The organism is Janthinobacterium sp. GMG1, assembly GCF_034427795.1.
Lineage (GTDB): Bacteria > Pseudomonadota > Gammaproteobacteria > Burkholderiales > Burkholderiaceae_D > Janthinobacterium.
On the sequence record NZ_JAXQNT010000038.1, the window covers coordinates 1 to 858 of the forward strand.

Annotated in this window: 3 protein-coding genes; all 3 read left to right on the forward strand. The window is 46.4% G+C overall.

From position 1 onward, the window contains the following. The coding region (locus tag SJI03_RS28760) for a hypothetical protein (protein ID WP_322429452.1) at positions 1-205 on the forward strand (205 nt) is incomplete at its 5' end. Beyond that, positions 202-402 (forward strand): hypothetical protein, encoded by a 201-nt coding sequence (locus tag SJI03_RS28765; protein WP_152598759.1) that lies wholly within the window; start codon positions 202-204, stop codon positions 400-402. The genes SJI03_RS28760 and SJI03_RS28765, both read left to right, overlap by 4 nt. Before the next feature lie 180 nt (positions 403-582). Then, the coding region (locus SJI03_RS28770) for a DUF3304 domain-containing protein (protein WP_322429453.1) at positions 583-858 on the forward strand (276 nt) is incomplete at its 3' end.

An 858-nucleotide genomic window follows, 5' to 3' on the forward strand; every position in this document is an offset into this window, starting at 1 on the left:
CAAGGGGTATCCGGTGCCGACGAAGGAGTATCGGGATGAGCGTCGTAAAGATAAACTAAAGAGAGAGAGAAATACGCTCGATTTTTTGGAAAAAAGATTGCAGCGTGATTTTTATACTCTGTCAGATGAAAATATAAAAGAAAAAAAAGAAATTATTGAATTTCAAAAAAAAGTTGTCCAAAGTTTAGATGGGAATGTGCGATGACAGATTTTTTGGCCGAAAGCTATTCTGTAGATAAAAATGATCCATCTGACAAGGAACGTTTTTTTGATGGAATTAATGAAATGGATGAAATTATAGGATTTATGAAGAAGCGTGAGTGCCCACTTCCCGGCTTCCCTCCCCCATGTGATGTCAATCTGTTTTTCGGCTTCTTCTTCGATGGCACCAACAATAAATGAAACGGGATGTACCGTTTCATTCGCACAGCAACGTGGCGCGCTTGTATCGTGCATTTTCAGGTGATAAAGACACGCATGGCAGTGACGCCAAGCTATGCAAACTGGATACGCAACTGAACGTTAGTAAGGGCGTCAAGGCACGCGCTCTGAGTCTTGGCATTTATGCATAGGGATGAAACCATGAATACCTTACTCAAGAGCCAACTATGGCGAGGGCTTTTGCTGGCCGTATGCTTACCCGGCGTCGCCATGGCCGCGAGCATTCAGGCGCTGAATTATTCTTCGCGCGAAGTCGATTACATCGCGGTTGAAAATCCGGGCAATACCAACAGCGGCGGTGGTGGCGATTCGATCCGTCCATACGGGCAGGGCGGGTCGATATGCTGTTTCAGCGTGCCGGAAAAGTGGCATGCGGATTTGAAGGTGGTGGTGGTCTATCAGTTGTCCCCGGACCCA

Coding starts and splice junctions, on each gene's coding strand:
- SJI03_RS28765 (WP_152598759.1), top strand. CDS start 202: ATGACAGATTTTTTGGCCGAAAGCTATTCTGTAGATAAAAATGATCCA.